Origin of the sequence: Sphingomonas sp. H160509 (assembly GCF_024124765.2) — a bacterium.
Taxonomy (GTDB): Bacteria; Pseudomonadota; Alphaproteobacteria; order Sphingomonadales; family Sphingomonadaceae; genus Sphingomonas.
Genome location: NZ_JAMXSR020000002.1, coordinates 2,029,397 through 2,045,334, shown reverse-complemented (window position 1 = coordinate 2,045,334; position 15,938 = coordinate 2,029,397). Strand labels below are relative to the sequence as shown.

General features: G+C 66.4%; 6 protein-coding genes and 5 pseudogenes. 7 read left to right on the top strand and 4 right to left on the bottom strand.

Annotated features, from left to right (window positions below; translation table 11 throughout):
* Positions 1-34 precede the first annotated feature (34 nt).
* A pseudogene (locus NHF48_RS11665) lies at positions 35-3,006 on the bottom strand (Rne/Rng family ribonuclease).
* A gap of 541 nt (positions 3,007-3,547) precedes the next feature.
* Here NHF48_RS11665 and NHF48_RS11660 point away from each other — a divergent pair.
* On the top strand, positions 3,548-4,789 hold the full coding sequence (locus tag NHF48_RS11660) for an N-acetylmuramoyl-L-alanine amidase (protein ID WP_253071208.1): 1,242 nt from the start codon (positions 3,548-3,550) through the stop codon (positions 4,787-4,789).
* A gap of 235 nt (positions 4,790-5,024) precedes the next feature.
* A pseudogene (locus NHF48_RS11655) lies at positions 5,025-6,998 on the top strand (OPT family oligopeptide transporter).
* A 400-nt stretch (positions 6,999-7,398) separates the two neighbouring features.
* Here NHF48_RS11655 and NHF48_RS11650 read toward each other — a convergent pair.
* The 3 genes and pseudogenes from NHF48_RS11650 to queF all read right to left on the bottom strand — a co-directional run bounded on the left by NHF48_RS11650 (position 7,399) and on the right by queF (position 11,623).
* Complete coding sequence (locus NHF48_RS11650; protein ID WP_056051630.1) at positions 7,399-8,682, bottom strand: glycoside hydrolase family 130 protein; 1,284 nt, start codon at positions 8,680-8,682, stop codon at positions 7,399-7,401.
* A 64-nt stretch (positions 8,683-8,746) separates the two neighbouring features.
* Positions 8,747-11,017, bottom strand: a complete 2,271-nt coding sequence (locus NHF48_RS11645; RefSeq protein ID WP_253071207.1) for a glycosyltransferase family 4 protein — start codon at positions 11,015-11,017, stop codon at positions 8,747-8,749.
* A 146-nt stretch (positions 11,018-11,163) separates the two neighbouring features.
* A pseudogene (gene queF / locus NHF48_RS11640) lies at positions 11,164-11,623 on the bottom strand (preQ(1) synthase).
* 20 nt (positions 11,624-11,643) lie between these two features.
* Here queF and NHF48_RS11635 point away from each other — a divergent pair.
* From NHF48_RS11635 to bluB, 5 genes and pseudogenes are all read left to right on the top strand, one after another.
* Positions 11,644-13,202: pseudogene (locus NHF48_RS11635) on the top strand (cryptochrome/photolyase family protein).
* A gap of 24 nt (positions 13,203-13,226) precedes the next feature.
* A pseudogene (locus NHF48_RS11630) lies at positions 13,227-14,058 on the top strand (sulfurtransferase).
* Positions 14,055-15,251 carry a cystathionine beta-lyase gene (gene metC, locus NHF48_RS11625; protein WP_253071205.1) on the top strand — a complete coding sequence of 399 codons (1,197 nt, stop codon included), beginning with the start codon at positions 14,055-14,057 and terminating at the stop codon, positions 15,249-15,251. The pseudogene NHF48_RS11630 and the gene metC overlap by 4 nt, the downstream one beginning before the upstream one ends.
* Positions 15,252-15,392: 141 nt before the next feature.
* Positions 15,393-15,563: a nitroreductase family protein gene (locus tag NHF48_RS25035; protein WP_342454635.1), complete on the top strand. Its 171-nt coding sequence runs from the start codon at positions 15,393-15,395 to the stop codon at positions 15,561-15,563.
* Positions 15,564-15,573: 10 nt separating this feature from the next.
* Positions 15,574-15,921 (top strand): 5,6-dimethylbenzimidazole synthase, encoded by a 348-nt coding sequence (gene bluB, locus NHF48_RS25030; RefSeq protein WP_342454744.1) that lies wholly within the window; start codon positions 15,574-15,576, stop codon positions 15,919-15,921.
* The last annotated feature ends 17 nt before the right edge of the window (positions 15,922-15,938 follow it).

Here is a 15,938-nt window from a genome sequence, read left to right as displayed (position 1 = left end):
GGTCGCGCCCGTTCTTTAGTCACAGCGTGCGGCGTTAGCCGAAGGTGCGCTGCCACCAGCCGCGGCGGGGGGCGCCGTCGGGGTCGTCGTTGGCGCCGTCGTCGGTACGGGGGGTCGCGACGTCCTGGGGCTGGACTTCGGCCTTGGGCGGGGTGGTTGCGATCGGCTCGGCGAGGGGCTCGCTGGTCGGCGCAGCGTCGCCGACTTCGACGATCGGCGTCTTCCGCGGGCGACCGCGGGGCTTGGCGACCTTGACGGGGGCTTCCTCGACGACCGCCTCTTCAACCGCTGGGGCTTCGACCACTGCATCCGACGCCTTGCGACGCGCACGCTTGGGCTTGGGCGCCGACGCTTCGATGGTCTCGGCGGGCGTTGCGCTCACCTCGTCCATCGTCGCCTCTGCAACGGCTTCGCGGCGGCGACGACCGGGCTTCGGTGCAGCCGGCTCGGCCGCGACCGGCTCCGGAGCGATCGGCGCCGGAACCACCGGCTCCGGTGCAACCGTCTCGGATTCCGCCTCGACCGCACGCGGCTTGCGACCACGGCGTGCCTTGGGTGCTGCATCGGCCACCGCCTCGGCGATGTTCGCCGCTGCGGCTGCCGCACGGGCACGTGGACGACGGCGCATCTTCGGACCCTCGGCGACTTCCGCCACCGGGGTTTCCTCGACGACCGGCTCAAACGCGGGCTCGTAAGGCGGCTCGGCATAGGTCGATCTCGACCGGCTCATACGGTTCCGGCTCCGGGAGCCTCGGCGATCAGCTGGGCATCGTCGACGCTGCTGACGGCGACCGACTGGCCGTTCTCGGCACCCTGCTCGTTGCGGCGACCGCCACGACGTCCCCGACGACCGCGACGACGACGGCCTTCGCCCTCGACGCCGTTGGCCTGCTCCGGATGGCGCACCAGCCGAGACCATTTCGCCACCGCCGACTTCGACGATGTCGCCCTCGACCTCGTCGATCTCCTCGACGTTGGTGTCGGCGTCCTCGAACGTGCCGTCCTCGTTGACGCCCTCTGCTGCACCTTCCTCACCGGGACGTGCACGACCGCGACGACCGCGACGACGGCGGCGCTTCTTGCCGCCTTCACCATCCGCATCGCGAGCCTCACGGGGCGCACGCTGCTCGCCATTGCCTTCGCGAGCCTCACGACGGCGCGGCTGCTCAGCCTCGGCCTCCTCGACTTCCTCTTCCTCGATCTCGTCTTCGATCTCCTCGGGGAGGTCGTCTTCGTCTTCCTCTATGATCTGGACGAACTTCGGCGCGTGCGCGGGCGGTGGGCCGCTGGCCTCGACCGTCATGTGCGCGCCTTCCTCGTCCTGGCCGGGGATGATCTCGACGATCACGCCGTAGCGATCCTCGATCTCGGCGATGTCGGCGCGCTTGCGGTTGAGGATGTAGACCGCGGCTTCCTGGCTCGCGCGCAGGGTGAGCAGCGAACCGCGACCACGTGCCGCTTCGTCCTCGATCAGGCGCAATGCGGAGATGCCCGACGACGATGCGGTGCGAACGAGGCCAGTGCCCTCGCAATGCGGGCAGGCGCGCGTCGACGCTTCGAGCACGCCGGTGCGCAGACGCTGGCGGCTCATTTCCATGAGGCCGAACGACGAGATGCGGCCGATCTGGATGCGCGCGCGATCGTTCTTGAGCGCCTCCTTCATCGCCTTCTCGACCTTACGGACGTTGGAATTGTTATCCATGTCGATGAAGTCGATGACGACGAGCCCGGCCATGTCGCGCAGGCGGAGCTGGCGGCCGATTTCCTGGGCTGCTTCCAGGTTGGTCGCGGTCGCGGTCTGCTCGATGCTGTGCTCGCGCGTTGAACGGCCGGAGTTGATGTCGATCGAGACGAGCGCCTCGGTCGGGTTGATGACGAGGTAGCCGCCCGACTTCAGCTGGACGACGGGGTGGTACATCGCGGCGAGCTGATCCTCGACGCCGGCGCGCTGGAACAGCGGCACGGGGTCGGCGTAATGCTTGATGCGCCGCGCGTGCGTCGGCATCAGTAGGCGCATGAACTCGCGCGCCTGGCGATAGCCGTCCTCGCCCTCGACGATGACCTCTTCGATTTCCCTTGTTGTAGATGTCGCGGATCGCGCGCTTGATCAGGTCGCTGTCGCCGTAGACGAGCGCCGGGGCCGACGCGTTCAGCGTGGCTTCGCGGATGCCGTCCCAGAGGCGGGCGAGGTAATCGAAGTCGCGCTTGATCTCGACCTTCGAGCGCTGGAGGCCCGCGGTGCGAACGATGCAGCCCATCGACGGCGGCAGCTGCATGTCGGCCATGATCGTCTTGAGGCGCTTGCGATCGCCCGCGTTCGAGATCTTCCGCGAGATGCCGCCGCCGTGCGACGTGTTCGGCATCAGCACGCAGTAGCGACCGGCGAGGCTCAGGTACGTGGTGAGCGCCGCGCCCTTGTTACCGCGCTCCTCCTTGACGACCTGGACGAGCAGCACCTGGCGGCGATGGATCACGTCCTGGATCTTGTAGCGGCGACGCAGGTTCATGCGACGCTCGCGCAGGTCCTCGACCGCGGCATCGTCGGCGCTCGGCTTGCGCTTGCGACGGGGGGGCTTCGCCCGCTTCGCCGCCTTCGAGTTCCTCGGCGACGTCGGGATCTACCCCGCCATCGTCCTCGAAGCGCTCGATGTCGTCCTCGTCGTCACCCTCTTCGTCGTCCGAATCGTAGTCGGCGCGCAGGGCGGCTTCCTCGGCGGCATGCTCTGCCTCCTCACGGAGCAGCGCGTCGCGATCTTCCTTGGGGATCTGGTAGTAATCGGGGTGGATCTCGCTGAACGCGAGGAAGCCATGGCGATTGCCGCCGTAATCGATGAACGCCGCCTGGAGCGACGGCTCGACCCGCGTGACCTTGGCGAGGTAGATATTGCCCTTGAGCTGCTTGCGTTCGGCACTCTCGAAATCGAATTCCTCGATCCGGTTACCCTTGACGACTGCGATCCGGGTCTCTTCCCGGTGGCGTGCGTCGATCAGCATGCGCGTTGTCATTATAGATTCTCCGCGCGCGCGCCGGGCCTGTCGGCAGCCGTCGCGCGCTTGATGGTGGTGCGGTCGGGCACGGACGCCCGGACTCGCGGATGGTATGCGAAACTGCCTCTGCGCGAAGTGCATGCCGCGGGAACTCTCCCTGCGGCGCCCGCACGACCGCGAGTCCGTCGGCGAAGGCCGGTCGGAGTGCGGGGCGGGGGGGAATGCGTCATTCGAGCGTCAACCTGAATTGCCGCGCCGGCGAGAATCCGCTGGCGGGCGTCGAGACCGGCGCGTCGCTGGTAAAATCCAGGCGACACACGGCTGTACGACAGGACTAGCACTGCATACCCGATCTCGCAACTAGCCCCGGAACCGTCGCTTTCGCGGGCGTTTCGGCTCGAATTAGGGGCGGGGGGACGCAGACTTGCCGGGGCGGCAGAGCCTTGCCGGCCAATACGTGGCAAACGGCAAATTAACCGCACTGCGCAACCGCGTCTTGTGATGCGAAGCGCTATCGCTCGCTCGCAGAGATCGGATGTATCGATCAAAGGGGTGTAGCATGGGTTTTCGCTGGACCGGCGGCAGGGCCGCACGGCAAAGACGCGAGGTGTTGACGGTCATCGCCCTCATCGCCGGCTGGCTGGCGAGCGTTCCCGCGTGGGCAGCGACCGTGCAGAGCGTCGCGATCCGGGACGGGCGGATCGTCATCCGCTTCGACGAGGCGGTCGGCGATGCCGCCAGCCGCGTGCTGACCGGCCCGCGCCAGATCGCGGTCGACGTGTCGGGCGCTACGCCGGGGCGCGAGGTCGCCGCGCGCGGGTTGGTGACCGGCGTCACGCAGATGCGCAGCGGGCGGTCGGGCATGCGGATGGTGTTCGATCTGGCCGAGCCGGCGATCGTCACCGACGGCGGGTTCGACTCCGACGGACGCGAGCTGACGCTGGCGTTGCGCACGGTCGATTACGACCAGTTCGCGGAAGCCGGGATCGCCGGGCCGCTGAACTTCTTCCCGTTCAATTTCGGGGCGGCTTCGCGGCCGAAGTACAGGGTGTCGGTGCCGGTGCCGCCCAAGGCGCGAGGCATGAAACTGCCGCGCGTGCAGGGCGACGATACGCGGCCGCTGGTGGTGATCGATGCGGGGCATGGCGGTGTCGATCCCGGCGCGATCGGGCCGAACGGACTGCGCGAGAAGGACGTGACGCTGAAGGTCGCCAAGGCGATCCGCGACGAGTTGCTCGCATCGGGGCGCGTCCGCGTGGCGCTGACGCGTAACGACGACCGCTACCTGATCTTGCGCGAGCGGTACGGGGTTGCTCGGCGATTGAAGGGTGATCTGTTCATCTCGATCCACTGTGACAGCACGGGATCGGAGAACGCTACCGGCGCGACTGCGTACACGCTGTCCGAGGTGGCGTCGGACAAGGAGGCGGCACGGCTGGCGGCGCGCGAGAACAAGGCGGACGTGATCTCCGGCGTGAACCTCGGCGAGGCGCCGGCGGACGTGTCGTCGATCCTGATCGACTTGACGCAGCGCGAGACGATGAACGCGTCGGCAACGTTTGCGCGGTTGCTGGGGCGCGAGGCCAAGCCGTTGATGCCGTTGAAGGCGAACTTCCACCGGATGGCGTCGTTGATGGTCCTGAAGGCGCCGGACATGCCGTCGATTTTGTTCGAGACGGGGTATATCTCGAACCCGCAGGACGCGGCGTTCCTCGACAGCGAAGAAGGGCGGCACCGGATCGCGGAGAGCGTCACGCGGGCGGTCGAGGTGCATTTCGCGCGGCGGATGGCAACGCGGTAGGGTTCGCTTCCGAGGACGGGTCGGTCCCTTCCTCCCTGTTCTGATACACGAATGGATTCCTCAGCCCTTCGTCACCCCGGACTTGTTCCGGGGTCCACGGTTCCGCGAACTCACGTCTCTCAATCTTGCGGAACGGTGGATGCCGGAACGAGCCCGGCATGACGGAGGGGCGGCGGTAGTTGCGCTACAACAGCTTACGCGGCATTCGGGTACCTGAATTTTCAGGACACATCAGATGACCGACGCGACGCGGGGCGTAACCGAGACGGGCCCCGAGACCAGCATGCGCGAGCTTACGTTTCGCGGGATCGTGCTCGGCGGGATCATCACGCTGCTGTTCACCGCGGCCAACGTCTATCTCGGGCTCAAGATCGGGCTGACGTTCGCGACGTCGATCCCGGCGGCGGTGATCTCGATGGCGGTGCTGCGGCTGTTCAAGGATTCGACGATCCTCGAGAACAACATCGTCCAGACGATCGCGTCCGCCGCGGGCACGCTGGCGGCAATCATCTTCGTGTTGCCAGGCCTGGTGATGATCGGCTGGTGGCAGGGCTTTCCGTTCTTCACGACCGCGGCGATCACGATGTTCGGCGGCGTGCTCGGCGTGCTGTTCTCGGTGCCGCTGCGCCGTGCGCTCGTTGTCGACACCGTGCTGCCGTACCCGGAGGGGCCGCGCGGCCGCCGAGGTTCTGAAGGTCGGCGCGGGCAGTCGCGAAGGCGGCGAGGAAAGCGCGCGCGGGCTCGGCATCATCGTCGCCAACGCGGTCGTCTCGGCCGGGTTCGCGATCCTGACGCAGACCAAGCTCGCCGCCGCGGAGGCCGCGACGTGGTTTCGCGTCGGTGCGGGCGCGACGGGGATCTCGGGCGGGCTGTCGTTCGCGTTGCTCGGCGCGGGGCATCTGGTCGGCATCTCGGTCGGCATGGCGATGTTCGCGGGTGTGGTGATCGGCTGGTGGATATTGCTGCCGATCCTGACCTCAGGCGGCAGCGTCACTGGGACCGCGGAGGTGATCGCCAACACCGTGTTCCGCTCGGACGTCCGCTTCTTCGGCGCTGGCGTGATCGGTGTCGCGGCGATCTGGACGTTGCTCAAGATCGCCGGGCCGGTGGTTGGCGGTGTCCGCTCGGCGCTCGCGGCGTCGGCGGCGAAGCGGGGCGGCGAAGTGCTGGCCCTCGAAGAGCGCGACATTCCGATCGGGATCGTCGGGATCGGTTCGCTGGCGATGCTGGTGCCGATCGGTGTCCTGCTGTGGACCGTGCTTCAGGGTGGTCCGCTGGAGGCGTCGGCGATCGGGCTGATCGCGGGCAGCCTGGTGTTCATCCTCGTCATCGGCCTCGTGATCGCGGCGGTCTGCGGGTACATGGCGGGGCTGATCGGTGCATCGAACTCGCCGGTGTCGGGGATCGGTATCTTGGCCATCCTGGCGGCGTCGATCCTGCTGGTGTCGTGGTTTGGCCGCGCGGTCGAGCCGGGGACGACGCAGGCGTTGGTCGCCTACGGGCTGATAGTCACGGGTATCGTGTTCGGAATCGCGACGATCTCGAATGACAATCTGCAGGATCTGAAGACGGGTCAGCTGGTCGGCGCGACGCCGTGGAAGCAGCAGGTGGCGTTGCTGATCGGCGTGGTGTTCGGGTCGATCGTCGTGCCGCCGGTGCTGAACTTGCTCGGGAGCACGCTGGGGTTTGCGGGTGCGCCGGGGGCGGGGCCGAATGCGCTGGCGGCGCCTCAAGCGGCGTTGATCTCGGCGCTCGCGAAGGGCGTGCTCGGGGGAACCTCAACTGGGCTATGATCGGGTATGGGGCGCTTACCGGTGTGGCCGTGATCGCGGTCGACGAGTTGCTCGGCAAGGCGGGGAAGTTGCGGTTGCCGCCGCTGGGCGTTGGGCTCGGCGTGTATCTGCCGATGTCGGTTACGTTGCCGGTCACGATCGGGGCGGTCGTGGGGTTTGCGTATGATCGCTGGGCGGATCGGGCTCGGGATCCTGAGCTTGCGAAACGGATGGGGGTGCTGACCGCTACCGGAATGATCGTCGGAGAGTCGTTGTGGGGCGTTGGCTTTGCGGGGATCGTGTATTTGACCAACAAGGAGACGCCGTTGGCGCTGGTTGGTGATGGGTTCGCGAGCGTGGCGCTGGTTGGCGGGACGCTGTTGTTCGCCGTGCTGACGTGGGTGATGTACCGGCGGACTATGGCGGCTTCGCGCTAGGCACGTGCCCTCACCCCTTCCCACCCGGCAAGTGCCGGGCGGGGCCCTTCCCTCTCCCCATAGGGGAGAGGGGGTAAGTGAGCGTGTTTCCCCGCAAAGGCGGGGATCCAGACCGGGGTCCCGCCTTCGCGGGATAACCAGACCCCCTCCCGTTCGTGCCGAGTAGCGACCGAGTAGCTTCGAAGAAGCGTATCGAGGGCGCGTATCGAAGCATGCGTTCCGCGCGCCAACCTGTCCTTCGATACGCCCTCTCGATACGCTGCAAGAGCAGCTACTCGATGGCTACTCAGGACGAACGGAAGAGGGGGGAACGAAGAGGGGGACGGAAGAGGAGACGGAACGGAGGACGGGCGCAACGGAGGACGGGTGAGCGCCCGCTCCATTTGAGCCACGCCCTCGCTCACTTCATCGCAGCGAGCATGTCCTTGATCGGCACGAAGGCGAAGCCGACCGAGCTGTCGGCGATCCCGTACGGCATGAAGATCGTATCCCCATGCTTCAACGCACCGCAGCTATAGACGACGTTGGGCACATACCCCTCGCGGTCCTGATCCTTCGCCGCCAAAATCGGCTGGCTCGTTCGGCCGATCACCTTCGACGGATCGTCCTTGTCGAGCAGCACCGCGCCGATCGAGTATTTGCGCATCGCGCCGACGCCGTGGGTCAGCAGCAGCCAGCCCTCGTCGAGTTCGATCGGCGGGCCGCAATTGCCGATCTGCACCAGCTCCCACGGATATTCGGGCGTCAGGATCTTCTCGCCGTCGTCCCAGTCGGTCAGCGTGTCCGACTTTAGCAGGAACAAATTCTCGCCGTCCTGCCGACCGATCATCATGTACTGGCCGTTCACCTTCCGCGGGAACAGCGCCATGCCCTTGTTGCGCGCGGCGGGGCCGGTCATCGGCACGAGGTCGAACGCGCGGAAATCGCGCGTGCGCATCAGTTCGGACTGGATCACCGAGCCGTTGTACGCGGTGTAGGTGCCGATCCACTCATAGTCGCCGTCCTCGTGCTGGAAGCGGACGATGCGCAGATCCTCAAGGCCCTTCGACTGCGCCTGCGTGATCGGGAAGATCACCGTGCCGCTCAGCGTGCTGTCGCGGTGGCGATAGACGGTGACGGGGCCGATCGGCATCTCGTCCTCGCCGCTGCCGACCGCATCGGTCGCAGTCGCAAACGGGGGCTCGGGCGCGAGCTTCATCTGGTTTTCGCAGGTGATGATGCCCTCGCGGAACGCCACTGAGGAGATGTGACCCTCGCCGACCGCACGCAACGACATGAGAATGCGCATCGAGCCCGGCGGCATGCCAGACTGGTCGAAATGCGGCACCGCGCTGGGGTTCATCAGCGCGGCGGCGGCATAGCTGTATTCGTGGCAGAAATACGCGCCGATCAGCTGGCGTTTCTCGTCGCCGATCTCCGCGCCGTTGAGCCCGAGCATGTCCTCGATCTGGTCGTAGCGCGTCATGAACACGCGCCGCGTCTGCCAGTGGCGTGCCTCGAAATCCTTCAGCACGACCTCGAGCTGCGCGCGCGCCTGTGCGGGCGACATTTCCAGGACTTCGCCGACGAGCCGCTCGGTGCGGCTCGGTGCGCCGCCATGACCGCCCCAGGCGATATGGAACGGCCGCACGACGACACGCGAAGGGTCCGCGTGCAGCCGCAGCTGGTGGTTGAACAGATCCATCGTAGCAGTGCCCCGCGTCGTTCCACTCAGCGCACCGTCGCCTGTCAGGCTGTCTCTAGCGTGGCTAGGCGACGACGCGCGCCGCTCCTGCCACGCTTTGCGCTGCCTTTGATACCCCTGAAATCGCACAACTTGCGAGTTGGAGCGCCAAAATCGACTCGGCACCCTGGTTTCGGTTGAGCCCGTTGGGCATCAGGCCGTCATAGCAACCGCCATCCGCGACGCTCGCCAGCGGCAGGTCGAGGTCGTTGACGCCGAGGAACCAGCCGTAGGCGCGCAACGCCTCGTCACGCCAGCGCACGTCGCCGGTCGCGTCATACGCCGCGGCGCACGCATCGACGGTGGCCTGCGCCTCCAGCGGCTGCTGGTCGAACTGCAACGGCTCGGCATAGGGCCGGTTGAAGCTCTCCGACCCGACCGCACGGAAACGACCCTCCGGCGAGGTCTGCTTGGCGACGATCCAGTCGAGCGTGGCGAGGCCGCAGTCGATCAGGTCCTGACGCCCGAGCGCCTGGCCTGCGCGGATCAGCGCCTGCGGGAGGCGCGTATTGTCGTAGGCAAGGACGATCTCGAACCACTGCCATTCCGGACGACGTGCCTTGGCGAGCAGGTCGAGATGGACCTTGGGGAACGCTTCGAGGATCGACAGCGACAGCTGATGACCGGGCTTGGCCTCCAGCATCGCCGCCGCGCCGAGCATCGCGAACGCCTGGGCACGCAAGGAGCCGAGTTCGAGCGCCATGGACGCAGTCGAATCGAACATCGCGGTCGCCCAGTCGCGGTGCTTGGCAGCCTGCGCATCGCGCGCAGTGACGCCGAGCGACCAGAGCGTGCGGCCGTTCGAATCTTCCGAGCCCGAATCCTCGCACCAGGTGCGATCGAAGTTCATGAAGTTGCGGAAGCGGCGCGTGTCCGGGTTCCAAGCGTATTGCACGAACGACGCGTAGATCGTCATCCACTTGTCGCGCGTCACGTCGTCGAGACCCGGCATCGCGCTCATCAACATCAGCGCGCGGCAGTTATCGTCGATGCAGTAGCCGTGGCGCCGATCGGGGATCGAATAGATTGAATGCTGGAGCATGCCGGTCGAATCGCTCATCCGCTCGACCGCGGCAAAATCAGGCGTCAGCTGCTTTAGCGGGGCTGGCACCTTGGCGAGGCGAAAAGGGCGCGCCGCCACGATCGCACGGATCTCCGTCATCATCGCTTCGGCGAGCTTCGGCCAGATCATCGTGCGGCCGCGCGCATAGGCACGCTCGGCCAGACGGTTGCGATCGCGGTCGTTCGACATCAGCGCATCGATCTCGCGCGCGAACGCATCGACATCGCCGAAGGGCACGAGCACACCGTGACCATCCGCGAGGATCTCGGTCGCGTGCACGTACGGCGTCGAGATGACGGGCTTGCCGACGCCGATCGCGTAGCTGAGCGTGCCCGACGTGATCTGCGCGGGGTTTGTGTACGGAGTCACATAGACGTCCGACGCCTGGAGATAATCGAGCAGTTCGCCATGCTCGAGGAAGGCATCGACGAACGAGACGTTGTCGGCGACGCCCTTCTCGGCGGTGAGCGCCTTCAGCTTGTCGCGGTACTTCTCGCCCTCGTACGCGACGAGGTTCGGGTGGGTCGCGCCGAGCACGACGTACAACAGGTCGGGATGCTTCGCGATTACCGCGGGGAGCGCGTTGATGACCGTTTCGATCCCCTTGTTGGGAGCGAGCAGGCCGAACGTCAGCATGACCTTGCGGCCTTCCCAGCCGAACTTGTCCTTCAGCACGGCCGGATCGAGCAGGTCGCGATCGGGCACGCCGTGCGGGATCATGACGATCTGGCGCGAATTGGCGCCGTAGACGCGCTGGAGAATGTCGCGGCCACGCTCGGCCATCACGATCACGCGGGCGGCGCGACGCAGCAGGCCTTCGAGCACGCGACGCTCATCGGCGTTGGGCTTTTCGAGGATCGTGTGCAGCGTGACGATGACCGGCAGAGTGGTGCGATCGAGCAGTGCGAGGATGTGCTCGCCTGCCGGGCCACCGAAGATGCCGTACTCGTGCTGAAGCCAAATCGCCTGTGCGCCGCTGGCCTCGATCTTCCGCGCGGTGTCGATGTATGCCGACAGTTCGGGCTCGGGGATCGTGCCGGTGACTTCGGCCGGATAGTCGTATTTGCCGGGATGATCGTCCATCGCATAGACGTCGACGGCGATCTCGGGGAAGCGCGCGCGCATGGCCGTGAAAACGTCGGTCGTGAAGGTGGCGATGCCACACTGTCTCGGCAGGAAATTACCGATCAGCGCCAGTCGCGCGATATTCCCACCGTCCGCCGGTTTCACCATACCCTGTCCCTCGTTTGAGCGCGCACTTCTGGGAGAACCCGGTCGCGCATCCATTTGAACGGTTCAGGTAGCATAAAGTTTCATCACATACTGCAGTGCAGCACGGGAATACTATCAACCCAGATCAAACCGGTTTTACGCGTGCCTCATCCGCGACCGCGATAGGAGGCGACTCCCTGGTCCGGCAGCCACAGATCTTGCGGCGGTGCACTCGATTGCCAGAACACGTCGATCGGGATTCCGCCGCGCGGATACCAGTAACCGCCGATGCGCAGCCACACCGGTTTCATCTCGTCGAACAGGCGCTCGCCGATGCCGACGGTGCAATCCTCGTGGAACCCGGCATGGTTGCGGAAGCTGCTCAGGAAGAGTTTCAGCGACTTGGATTCGACGATCGTCTCGCCGGGGACGTAGTCGATCACGAGGTGCGCGAAGTCGGGCTGGCCGGTGACGGGGCACAGCGACGTGAACTCGGGCGCCGCGAACCGCACCAGATACGTCCGGCCCGGCCGCGGGTTCGGAACATAATCGAGCACGGCCTCTTCTGGAGAGGCGGGGAGGGGCGCTGTTCCGGCCGAGATGCAATGGGTTCTGGGGAGCGGTCATGTGCCGCCATGTAGGATGCGATGACGCGCAAGAAAACCACACTCGTACCGATCCTCGGCGACCAGCTCACGATCGACCTCGCTTCGTTGCGGGACTGCGACCCGGCGACAACGATCGTGCTGATGATGGAGGTCGACGAGGAGACGACCTACGTCCGTCACCACAAGCGCAAGATCGCGTATATCCTGTCGGCGATGCGGCACCACGCGGAGGCGCTGCGCGAGGCTGGATGGTCAGTCGAATACACGCAGCTCGACGACCCCGACAATGCGGGCAGCTTCACCGGCGAGATCGCGCGCGCGGTCGAGCGGCATGACCCCGAACGGATCGTCGTCACCGAGGGCGGCGAGTGGCGCGTGATGGCGATGCTCGAAAGCTGGGAGACGCTGTTCGGCATTCCCGTCGAGATCCGCAGCGACGACCGCTTCCTCGCCAGCCATGCCGATTTCGAGACCTGGGCGGCGGAGCGGAAGTCGCTGACGATGGAGTGGTTCTATCGCCAGATGCGGACGCGCACCGGTCTGTTGATGACCGCCGGCAAGCCCGAGGGTGATCGCTGGAACTTCGACAAGGAGAACCGGAAGCCCGCGAAGAACGACCTGCTGATGCCGCGTCCGCTGGTGTTCAAGCCGGACGCGATCACGCAAGGTGTGCTGGCGCTGGTGGCGGAGCGGTTCGCGGATCATCCGGGGGAGCCTCGACGGGTTCGAATACGCCGTGACCGCCAAGGATGCGGAGCGGCAGGCGGCGAATTTCTTCAAGCACGCGCTCGCGCAGTTCGGTGACTACGAGGATGCGATGCTCACCGGCGAGCGGCATCTGTGGCACTCGATCCTGTCGCCGTACATCAATTCGGGGCTGCTCGATCCGCTCGATTTGTGCCGGCGCGCGGAGGCGGAATATCGTGCCGGTCGTGCGCCGCTCAACGCGGTCGAGGGCTATATCCGTCAGATCATCGGCTGGCGCGAATATATGCGCGGGATCTACTGGCGCGAGGGACCGGACTATGTCGAGCGCAACTTCCTCGACCACCACCGCGAGCTGCCCGGCTGGTACTGGACCGGCGAGACCGACATGCACTGCCTGCGCGAGGCGATCGGCCAGACGCTGGAGACCGCGCACGCGCACCATATCCAGCGGTTGATGGTGACGGGCAATTTCGCGCTGCTGATCGGCGCGGACCCGGCCAAGGTGCACCTCTGGTATCTTGAGGTGTATGTCGACGCCTACGAGTGGGTCGAGTTGCCTAATACGCTGGGGATGAGCCAGTTCGGCGATGGCGGCTTGTTGGGGTCGAAGCCGTATATCTCGTCGGGCGCGTATATCGACCGGATGTCCGATTATTGCGGGACGTGCCGGTACAACGTGAAGCAGCGGATCGGGCCCGATGCGTGCCCGTTCAACGCGCTGTATTGGGATTTCCTCGCGCGGCACGAGGACAAGCTGGGGCGCAACAACCGGCTGGCGATGCCGTATCGCAACTGGGCGAAACAGTCCGAGGCGGACCGCGAGGCGACGCGTGCGCAGGCCGCGGGGTTCCTCGCCTCCCCTCGACGCGAGCGGCCCGGCTGGCTACTGACCGATCGAGCACAAGGAGCGGCATATGGACGCGTTGGTAAGCACCGAATGGCTGGCGAACGAACTGGGCGCGAGCGATCTGCGGATCGTCGACGCGACCTATGCCGAGGGCCGCGATGCGGCAGCGGAGTATGAGGCGGCGCATATCCCCGGCGCGGTGTTTATGAACCTCAGCGAATTGCGCGATACCGACAGTGACCTCCCCAACACGCTGCCGTCGGCGGAAAAGTTCGCGAGCCGGATGCAGACGCTGGGGCTCGGCGATGGCAGTCGGATCGTGCTGTACGACAGCTCGCCCTGGCATACGGCGGCGCGCGCGTGGTGGTTGCTGCGGCTGTTCGGCGCGCATAACGTCGCGATCCTCGATGGCGGGCTTGCCAAATGGCAGGCCGAGGGGGCGCGAGATCGCGACGGGGAAAGAGACGCCGCGGCATCGTCACTTCACGACCTGGGCGGACCTGAAGGGCGTGCGCGATCTCGACCAGATGAAGGCGAACGTCGCAAGCGGGGCGGAACAGGTGCTCGACGCGCGCTCGGCGACACGCTTCACCGGTGCCGAGGAAGACCCGCGGCCGGGCACGGCACCGGGCCATATTCCGGGCTCGAAGAACCTGCCGCAGGGCGCGGTGTTCAACGCGGACGGGACGTGGAAGACCGGCGACGCGTTGAAGGCGGAGTTCGAGCACGCTGGCATCGACCTTGCGAAGCCGATCGTGATGACCTGCGGCTCGGGCATCACTGCGTCGGTGCTCGCGTTCGGCGCGCACCTGCTCGGTAGCGACGCGGCGCTGTACGATGGCAGCTGGTCCGAATGGGGTGGCGATCCCGAGACACCAAAGGCGACAGGCACGGCATGAGCGACACGAACAAGCCGGTCGGCGACGCGACCAAGGTCGTCCTCGCAGGTCGTCGCCCGGAATGGACTCAAGGTATCGTCAGCCCGCCGGTCTGGCGCGCCTCGACGATCCTCTACGATTCGGTCGGCCACCTCCGCGAAAGCGCAACGCGCGATACGCATCACCGGCTGTTCTACGGGCGCAAGGGAACGCCGACGCAGTGGAGCCTCGCCGACGCGCTGACTTCGCTCGAGCCCGGCGCGGAGGGGACGTTCCTCTATTGCTCGGGCGTCGCGGCGATCGCGGCGGCTCTGCTGTCGGTGCTCTCGCCCGGCGACGAACTGCTGCTGGTCGATAGCGCCTACGATCCGACGCGCGGGATGGCGGGCGGGCTGCTCAAGCGGTTCGGGATTACCACGCGCTATTACGACCCGATGATCGGCGCGGGCATCGCCGACCTGATCGGCGACAAGACGCGCGCCATCTTCATGGAGAGCCCTGGATCGCTGAGCTTCGAGGTCCAGGACGTCCCCGCGATCGTCGCCGCCGCGAAGGCGAGGGGGGTGACCACCCTGCTCGACAACACCTGGGCCACCCCGCTGTTCTTCCCGGCGATCGAGCGCGGCGTCGACCTGACGATCCTCGCTGGCACGAAATACGTCGTCGGCCATTCGGACGTCATGCTCGGCTCGGTCACCGCGGCGCCCGGTCATTTCAAGAAACTGCGCGAGACGAGTTTTCAGCTCGGCCAGGTCGCCAGCCCCGACGATTGCTGGCTTGGTAGCCGCGGCCTGCGCACGATGGCGGTCCGCCTCGCGCAGCATCAGTCGAGCGCGCTGACCATCGCCAAATGGCTGCAGTCGCGGCCCGAAGTCGCGCAGGTGCTCCACCCTGCGCTCCCCGATTGCCCCGGCCACGACCTGTTCGTCCGCGACTTCAAGGGCTCCAGCGGCCTCTTCTCGTTTGTCCTGAACGGCGGTGACGAGACATCGCGCGCCGCCTTGATCGACACGCTGCAATTATTCGGCATCGGCTATAGCTGGGGCGGTTTCGAAAGCCTCGCCATCCCCGCCGACCCGCAGCGCTACCGCAGCGTCACGAAGCGCGACGCCGCAGGCCCGATGGTCCGCCTCCAGATCGGCCTCGAAGACCCGGCCGACCTGATCGCCGATCTCGAAGCCGGGCTCGCGGCCTTCTCTGCCGCGCGGACCTAGGCGATTTCCGGCCAAGGCGCGCGCGCGGGGGCGACTACCGAAGCACCGATCTTCGCGCCAGCGTTTCAAGCCGAACTGGAAACGCTGTTCCGCTGGCGCCGCGATGTCCGGCATTTTCGATGCGACCCGCTGCCGGCCGGGTTGCTCGACCGGTTGCTGGAGATCGCCAACGCCTCGCCGTCGGTCGGGCTCAGCCAGCCGTGGCGGTTCGTCACCGTCGACGACCCCGCCCGCCGCGCCGCGGTCCGCGCGGATTTCGAGGCGTGCAATGCGGCGGCGTTGACGACGGAGGAGGGGGGCGAGGGCCGCTAGCTACGCGCGGCTGAAGCTTGCCGGGCTCGAACGGGCGCCGTGCCATGTCGCGGTGTTCGTCGAACCCGATCCGGATCAAGGCCACGGTCTCGGCCGCCGGACCATGCCCGAAGCCGTCGCCTATTCCGCGGTTATCGCGGTCCATACGCTGTGGCTGGCCGCCCGCGCTCAAGGGGTCGGCCTCGGCTGGGTCTCGATTCTCGACCCCTCGCACATCCGTACGATTCTCGACGTGCCCGAGACCTGGCACCTCGTGGCCTATCTTTGCGTCGGATATCCCGAAATCGAGGCGATTGCGCCGGAACTGGAGCGCGAAGGCTGGGAAAAACGGCGTTCGATCAACATCGTGGTGCGCTGAGGCACGCAAAATAACCG

Coding starts and splice junctions, on each gene's coding strand:
- NHF48_RS11660 (WP_253071208.1), top strand. CDS start 3,548: ATGGGTTTTCGCTGGACCGGCGGCAGGGCCGCACGGCAAAGACGCGAG.
- NHF48_RS11645 (WP_253071207.1), bottom strand. CDS start 11,017: ATGGTGAAACCGGCGGACGGTGGGAATATCGCGCGACTGGCGCTGATC.
- metC (WP_253071205.1), top strand. CDS start 14,055: ATGAGCGACACGAACAAGCCGGTCGGCGACGCGACCAAGGTCGTCCTC.
- NHF48_RS11650 (WP_056051630.1), bottom strand. CDS start 8,682: ATGGATCTGTTCAACCACCAGCTGCGGCTGCACGCGGACCCTTCGCGT.